The sequence below is a fragment of the Streptomyces sp. NPDC020490 genome, assembly GCF_044335305.1.
Taxonomy (GTDB): Bacteria; Actinomycetota; Actinomycetes; order Streptomycetales; family Streptomycetaceae; genus Streptomyces.
The window spans coordinates 1-7,981 of sequence record NZ_JBIRUY010000083.1; the positions used below are offsets into that span (position 1 = coordinate 1).

Consider the following 7,981-nt stretch of genomic DNA (forward strand, 5'->3'; position numbering starts at 1 on the left):
CGGCGGCATCGGGGGTTGCCGGCGGTGTCGTTGGCGTGGGGGCAGTGGGCCGAGTCCAGTGGTATGACCGGCACCCTCGACGCCACCGACCTCGCGCGGCTCGGACGGTCCGGGTTCCTGCCGATGAGCAACGAAGAAGGCCTCGCCCTCTTCGACGACGCCCTCCGGCAGGACGAACCGCTCCTCGCCACCGCGCGTCTCGACCTGTCCGCCCTGCGCGAGAAGGCCCGCGGCAGCGCCCTGCCCGCCGTGCTCAAGGGACTCGTCCGCACCACCGCACGACGCGCCGCGACCACGGACGCCCGGACGGCCGCGACGGACGGGGACGGGGTGCCGCCGGCGCAACGTCTGGCCGCGCTCCCCGAGGCCGAGCGCCGGCACGCCCTGCTCGACCTCGTGCGCTCGAACGTCGCCGTGGTCCTCGGCCACGGCACACCCGGCGCGATCGGCTCCGAGCGCAGCTTCAAGGAACTGGGCTTCGACTCGCTGACCGCCGTCGAACTCCGCAACCGGCTCACCACCGCCGCCGGGCTGCGCCTGCCCCCCACGCTGATCTTCGACTACCCGACGGTCGGCGCACTCGCCGCTTATCTGCTGGCCGAACTGACCCCCGCGGAGCAGCCGGCGCCCAGCGGGGACCTGCTCGCCGAACTCGACCGCTTCGAGTCCGCCGTCCTGGCCGCCGACCCGCACGGCCCCGGACACGACCAGATCGCCGCCCGCCTCGAGGAGATGCTGCGGCGCTGGCAGTCGGCGGCCACCCCGCAGCACGGCGAACCGGCGGAGGACGGGGACCGGGTCGCCGACCGCCTCCAGTCCGCCTCCGCCGAAGAAGTCCTCGACTTCATCCAGAACGAACTCGGCGTGAACTGACCCGTCGCCCAGCGCACGACCCACCCCCAGCAATGCCAGGAAAAGAAGCCAGGAATCCCAGGAACGCCGGGAAAGCCAGGGAAGGACGCGCCGCAATGGCGAACGAGGACAAGCTCGTCGAATCCCTCAAGCGGGTCGCAGCCGAACTCCACGAGACCCGGCAGCGGCTCGCCGAGGCCGAGAACAGGGGCAGCGAACCGATCGCTCTCGTCGGCATGGCGTGCCGCTACCCTGGCGGCGTCCGCTCGCCCGAGGACCTGTGGGAACTGGTGGCGCAGGGCCGCGACGCGATCTCCGGCTTCCCCACCGACCGCGGCTGGGACCTGGACGAGCTCTACCACCCCGACCCCGACCACCCCGGCACCACCTACACCCGCTCCGGCGGATTCCTCCACGACGCCCCGGACTTCGACCCCGGGCTCTTCGGCATCTCGCCGCGCGAGGCCCTGGCCATGGACCCGCAGCAGCGGCTCCTGCTGGAAACCTCCTGGGAGGCCCTGGAGGCCTCCGGGCTCGACCCGCTCTCCCTCAAGGGCACCCGCACCGGCGTCTACGTCGGCGCCGCCACCCCCGCCTACATCGTCGGCGGCCACAACTCCCAGACCGGCGCCGAGGGCTACTCCCTGACCGGCACCTCCGGCAGCGTCGTCTCCGGCCGCCTCGCCTACCACTACGGCTTCGAGGGCCCGGCCGTCACCGTCGACACCGCCTGCTCCTCCTCCCTCGTCGCCCTGCACTGGGCCTGCCAGGCCCTGCGGCAGGGAGAGTGCACCATGGCCCTCGCGGGCGGCGTCAGCGTCATGTCCGTACCCGGACTCTTCGTCGAGTTCAGCCGGCAGCGCGGACTGTCGCCCGACGGCCGCTGCAAGGCCTTCGCCGCCGCCGCCGACGGCACCGGCTGGGGCGAGGGCGTCGGCGTCATCGTCCTGGAGAAGCTCTCCGACGCCCTCCGCAACGGCCACCGCGTCCTGGCCGTCGTCCGCGGCTCCGCCGTCAACCAGGACGGCGCCTCCAACGGCCTCGCCGCCCCCAACGGCCCCTCCCAGCAGCGCGTCATCCGCGCCGCCCTCGCCAACGCCCGGCTGCGCCCGCGCGACATCGACGCCGTCGAGGCGCACGGCACCGGCACCACCCTCGGCGACCCCATCGAAGCCCAGGCCGTCATCGCCACCTACGGCCAGGACCGCCCCGCCGGCCGGCCCCTGTGGCTCGGCTCCCTGAAGTCGAACATCGGCCACACCGCGGCCGCCGCGGGCATCGCCGGCGTCATCAAGATGACCATGGCCCTCCGCCACCGCACCCTGCCCAAGACCCTCCACGTCGACGCCCCCACCCCGCACGTCGACTGGCAGGCGGGCGCGGTGGAACTCCTCACCGAGGCCCGCGACTGGTCCGCCGCGTCCGACGACGACCGGCCCCGCCGCGCCGCCGTCTCCGCCTTCGGCATCAGCGGCACCAACGCCCACCTCGTCCTCGAAGAGGCCGCACCCCTCGCCCGGCCCGAACCCCGGCCGGCCCCGGCCGCCCTACCACTGGCACCCGGCACGCCCGTCCCGTGGCCGATCGCCGCCCACAGCGCCGACGCCCTGCGCGGCCAGGCCGCCCGGATGCGCACCTTCGCCGCCGCCGACGCGCCCCGGCCCGCCGACACGGCCCTCTCCCTGGCCACCACCCGCGCTGCCCTCACCCACCGAGCCGTGATCATCACCGCCGACACCAGTGCACGCCTCGACGCCATCGACCGCCTGACCGCCGCCGAGACCACACCCCACGCCATCCAGGGGACCGCGGGCATCGAGGGCGACACGGTGTTCGTGTTTCCGGGTCAGGGGTCGCAGTGGGCGGGGATGGCGGTGGAGCTGTATGAGGCTTCGCCGGTGTTCGCGGCGCGGCTGGAGGAGTGTGCGCGGGCGCTGTCGGGGTTCGTGGGCTGGTCGCTGCTGGATGTGTTGCGGGGTGTCGAGGGCGCGCCTGGGTTTGACCGGGTGGATGTGGTGCAGCCGGTGTTGTGGTCGGTGATGGTGTCGTTGGCGGAGTTGTGGCGGTCGGTGGGGGTGGAGCCTGCCGCGGTGGTGGGTCACTCGCAGGGGGAGATCGCTGCCGCCGCCGTTGCCGGTGTGCTGAGTCTGGAGGACGCGGCGAAGGTGTCCGCGCTGCGTGCCCGTGCGCTGATCGCTTTGGCGGGTAAGGGCGGGATGGTGTCGGTGGCGGACACTGCGGACGCCGTGCGGGAGCGGATCGCTTCTTTCGGTGACCGGTTGGCTCTGGCTTCGGTCAACGGCCCGCAGTCCACGGTCGTTTCGGGGGAGCCCGAGGCGCTGGAGGAGCTGATGGCGGCCTGCGAGGCGGACGGTGTGCGCGCCCGGCGTATCAACGTGGACTACGCCTCGCACGGTCCGCAGGTCGAGCTGATCCGGGAGGAGGTGATCGGCCTGCTGGACGGCATCCGGCCGCGCACCGCGCAGGTGCCGTTCTTCTCCACTGTCACCGGTGCTTTCGTGGACGGCGCGGAGCTGGACGCCGAGTACTGGTACACGAACCTGCGCACGACGGTCCGTTTCCAGGAGGCCGTGGAGGGGCTGTTGGCTCGCGGGCATGGTCTGTTCGTCGAGTCCAGTGCGCACCCGGTGCTGACGATCGGCGTGCAGGAGAGCATCGACGCCTCCGGGGCGACCGCGGTGACTGTCGGCACCCTGCGCCGTGACGAGGGCGGCCCGCAGCGCTTCCTGGCCTCCCTCGCCGAGGCCTGGGTCCACGGCGCCAAGGTCGACTGGCAGGCGCTGCTCGCCGGGCACGACGCCGCGCGGGTGGACCTGCCCACGTACGCCTTCCAGCGCCGGCGCTTCTGGGCCGAGCAGTCCGCCGGTGACGCCCAGGTGGCGGCCGCGGGGCTCGCCGAGGCGGGGCATCCGCTGCTCGGGGCCGCGGTGCGGGTCGCGGACGAGGACCAGTACGTGCTCACCGGACGGCTGTCGCTGCAGAGCCACCCTTGGCTCGCCGACCACGCCGTGGGGGAGACCGTGCTGCTGCCCGGGGCCGCGTTCGTCGAACTCGCCGTACGGGCCGGGGACGAGGCCGGATGCGGTCTGCTGCGCGAACTCACTCTGGAGGCGCCGCTGCTGCTGCCCGCGAGCGGTGCGCTCCAGCTCCAGGTGGTCGTGGGCGCACCCGCCGAGGACGGCGACAGGACGGTCACCGTCCACTCCCACCCCGCGGACGACGCCGACGCGCCGTGGACGCGGCATGCGACCGGGTCCGTCTCGCGTACCGCGGCCGGTGCGGGGGAGGAGCTGACGGAGTGGCCGCCGCCGGGTGCCGAGCCTGTGGAGCTGGACGGGTTCTATGAGAAGGCGGCGCAGACCGGATATGCCCACGGGCCCGCGTTCCAGGGGCTGAAGGCCGCCTGGCAGCAGGGGGCGACCATCTGGGCCGAGGTGGCCCTGACCGCCGAACAGGCCGAAACGGCTGCCGAGTTCGGGATCCATCCGGCGCTGCTCGACGCCGCCCTGCACGCCGCTCTGCTCGGCGGATCCGTCGACGGCGTGCGGCTGCCCTTCGAGTGGAGCGGGGTGTCCCTGCACGCCACCGGCGCCACCGCGCTGCGCGTCCGGATCGACACGGCGGACTCCGGCACGCTGACCCTCCACCTGGCCGACCCGGCCGGCCGCCCCGTGGGCACCGTCGACGCGCTCGGCCTGATGCCGGTGACCGCCGACCACCTCACCGGGCCGGGCACGGCGCCCCTGTACCGTGTGGCCTGGACCGACGCCGCACTGCCGGATACGGCGGCCGACGGCGACCGGGTCGAACTCGGCGGCGAGCGCTTCCCCGACCTGGCCGCACTGATCGCGGCCCTGGACGACGGCGCCGACGCACCCGCCCGCGTCGTCGTCACCCCTCACGCCCCGGACTCCGCCGCCGACCTCGCGCACCGCGCCCGGACGGCCACCGCCGACCTGCTGAACCTGCTCACCACGTGGCTCGCCGACGAACGGCTCGCCGCCTCACAGCTGATCCTGACCACCTCGGGGGCCGTCCGCGCCCGGGACACCGACAGCGCGCCCGACCCGGTCCAGGCCGCCATGTGGGGGCTGGTGCGCTCGGCGCAGTCCGAGAACCCCGACCGCATCCAGATCGTCGACCTCGACGGCACCCAGGCCTCCCACGCGGCCCTCGACCGCGCCGTCGCCGTCGGCGTCCCCCACCTCGCCCTGCGGGACGGCACCCCGACCGTTCCCAGACTGGTCCGCGCCGAACCCGGCACCGGCACCGTCGACTGGGGCGACGGGACGGTTCTGGTCACTGGTGGGACGGGGGCGCTGGGTGCGCTGGTGGCGCGGCATCTGGCGGGTGAGCACGGTGTGAAGCGTCTGGTGCTGACGAGTCGGCGGGGTGCGGAGGCTCCGGGTGCGGCTGAACTCGTGGCGGAGATCCGTGCGTTGGGTGCGGAGTCGGTGGAGGTCGTGGCGTGTGATGTGGCGGAGCGGGAGGCGGTGGCGGCGTTGTTGGGGTCGTTGCCGGGCCCGTTGTGCGGGGTTGTGCATTGTGCGGGTGTGCTGGACGACGGTCTGGTGGGGTCGCTGAGCGCGGAGCGGCTGGATGCGGTGATGCGGCCGAAGGCGGACGCGGCCTGGCATCTGCACGAGCTGACCCGCGACGCCGACCTCGACGCCTTCGTCCTCTTCTCCTCCGCGGCAGGCGTGTTCGGCAACCCGGGACAGGGCAACTACGCCGCCGCCAACGCCTTCCTCGACGCCCTCGCCGAACAACGGCACGACCAGGGACTGCCCGCGCTGTCCCTGGCCTGGGGACTGTGGGAGCAGTCCAGCGGCATGCTGGCCCACCTCGACGGCGGAGACTCCGAAACGGCGGCACGGGCCGGCGTCCTGCCGCTCACCGCGGCACAGGGCCTCGCGGCCCTGGACGCGGCCACCGCTTCCGGTGACGCCCTGCTCGTACCGGTCCGCCTGGACCTCGCCACCTTGCGTGCGCGGGCTGCCGCGGGACTCCTGCCCGACCTGCTCAGCGGATTCGTCCGCACCCCCGCACGCCGTACCGCCGGGAGCGCCGCCGACGGCGACACCTCGGCGCTCGCCCAGCGGCTGGCCGGCCTCGCCGAGCCGGAGCGCGAACGCCTCGCCCTCGACGCCGTACGCGACACCGTCGCGGCCGTCCTCGGCCACGCCGACGGCACCGCCGTCGAGCCCGACAAGGCTTTCAAGGAGCTGGGCTTCGACTCCCTGACCGCGGTCGAGCTCCGCAACCGCCTCACCGCCCTCACCGGCCTGAAGCTCCCCGCCACCCTGGTCTTCGACCACCCCACACCCGACACCCTCGCCCGGTACCTCCTCACCGGCCTGGTCGGCACCGGCACGCAGGCGACCCCGGCCGCTCGCACGGCGGCCCGCGCCACGCCCGCCGACGAACCGATCGCCATCGTCGGCATGGCCTGCCGCTACCCCGGCGGAATCACCTCCCCCGAAGACCTGTGGCACCTGGTCGCGGACGGCCGCGACGCCGTCGCCGAGTTCCCCGACGACCGAGGCTGGGACCTCGACACCCTCTACGACCCCGAAGGACAGCGCCCCGGCAGCTCGTACACCCGCTCCGGCGGCTTCCTCCGCGACGCCGCCGACTTCGACCCCGACCTGTTCGGCATCTCCCGCCGCGAAGCCGTCACCATGGACCCCCAGCAGCGGCTCCTGCTGGAGACCTCCTGGGAGGCCTTCGAACGCGCCGGGCTCGACCCCCTCTCCCTCAAGGGCAGCGACACAGGTGTCTTCGCCGGGGTCATGTACCACGACTACGCCACCCACGTGGAGCACGCCGCCGACAGCGTCGAGGGCTACCTGCTCACCGGCACCTCCGGCAGCGTCGTCTCCGGCCGCGTCGCCTACACCTTCGGCCTGGAGGGCCCGGCCGTCACCGTCGACACCGCCTGCTCCTCCTCGCTGGTCGCCCTGCACCTCGCCGCACAGGCCCTGCGGCAGGGCGAGTGCTCCCTCGCCCTGGCCGGCGGCGTCACCGTCATGGCCACACCCGGCGTCTTCGTCGAGTTCAGCAAGCAGCGGGGACTGTCCCCGGACGGCCGCTGCAAGTCCTTCTCCGCCTCGGCGGACGGCACCGGCTGGTCGGAGGGCGTGGGCGTACTGCTCCTGGAGCGCCTGTCGGACGCCCGCCGCAACGGCCATCAGGTGCTCGCCGTCGTACGGGGTTCCGCCGTCAACCAGGACGGCGCCAGCAACGGCCTCACCGCCCCGAACGGCCCCTCCCAGCAGCGCGTCATCCAGCAGGCCCTGGCAGCGGCACGACTGAGCCCGGCGGACGTCGACACCGTGGAGGCGCACGGCACCGGCACCACCCTCGGCGATCCCATCGAGGCGCAGGCCCTGCTCGCGACGTACGGGCAGGATCGCGCCGAGGACCGGCCGCTGTGGCTGGGGTCCATCAAATCCAACCTGGGCCACGCGCAGGCTGCCGCCGGTGTGGCGGGTGTGATCAAGATGGTGATGGCGATGCGGCACGGTGTGCTGCCGCGGACGTTGCACGCGGAGGAGCCGTCGCCGCATGTGGACTGGTCGGCGGGCGCGGTGGATCTGCTGACGGAGGCGGTGCCGTGGCCGCAGACGGGGCGCCCGCGGCGGGCGGGTGTCTCCTCCTTCGGAGCCAGCGGGACCAACGCCCACGTCATCGTGGAGCAGGTCCCGGAGGAGTCGTCGTCGGCGCCGGCACAGGACGGCGGCTCCCCGGGTGAGGTCTCCGGTCTGGTGCCGTGGGTGGTGTCGGGGCGTGGCGTCCAGGCACTGCGGGACCAGGCGCGACGGCTGCGCGAGTACGCCGGTCAGGCGACGGAGCCTGCTGCGGTGGGGGCTGCTTTGGTGCGGTCGCGGGCTGCGTTGGAGCAGCGGGGTGTGGTGTTGGCGCGGGATGTGGAGGGGTTCCGTGCTGGGTTGGATGCGCTGGCGGGGGGTGTGCCGGCGGTGGGTGTGGTTGAGGGTGTGGTGCGTGGTGGTCGGGTGGCGTTGTTGTTCTCGGGGCAGGGGGCGCAGCGGGCGGGGATGGGGCGGGAGTTGTATGAGGCGTTTCCGGTGTTCGCGGCGGCGTTCGA

2 protein-coding genes are annotated in these 7,981 nt (G+C 73.7%); both read left to right on the forward strand.

What is annotated here, in order from left to right; genetic code table 11:
- Positions 1-873: phosphopantetheine-binding protein (locus tag ACH4ZX_RS39920; RefSeq protein ID WP_398283792.1), on the forward strand; the 873-nt coding region annotated here is incomplete at its 5' end.
- A gap of 95 nt (positions 874-968) precedes the next feature.
- Positions 969-7,981: SDR family NAD(P)-dependent oxidoreductase (locus tag ACH4ZX_RS39925; RefSeq protein WP_398283794.1), on the forward strand; the 7,013-nt coding region annotated here is incomplete at its 3' end.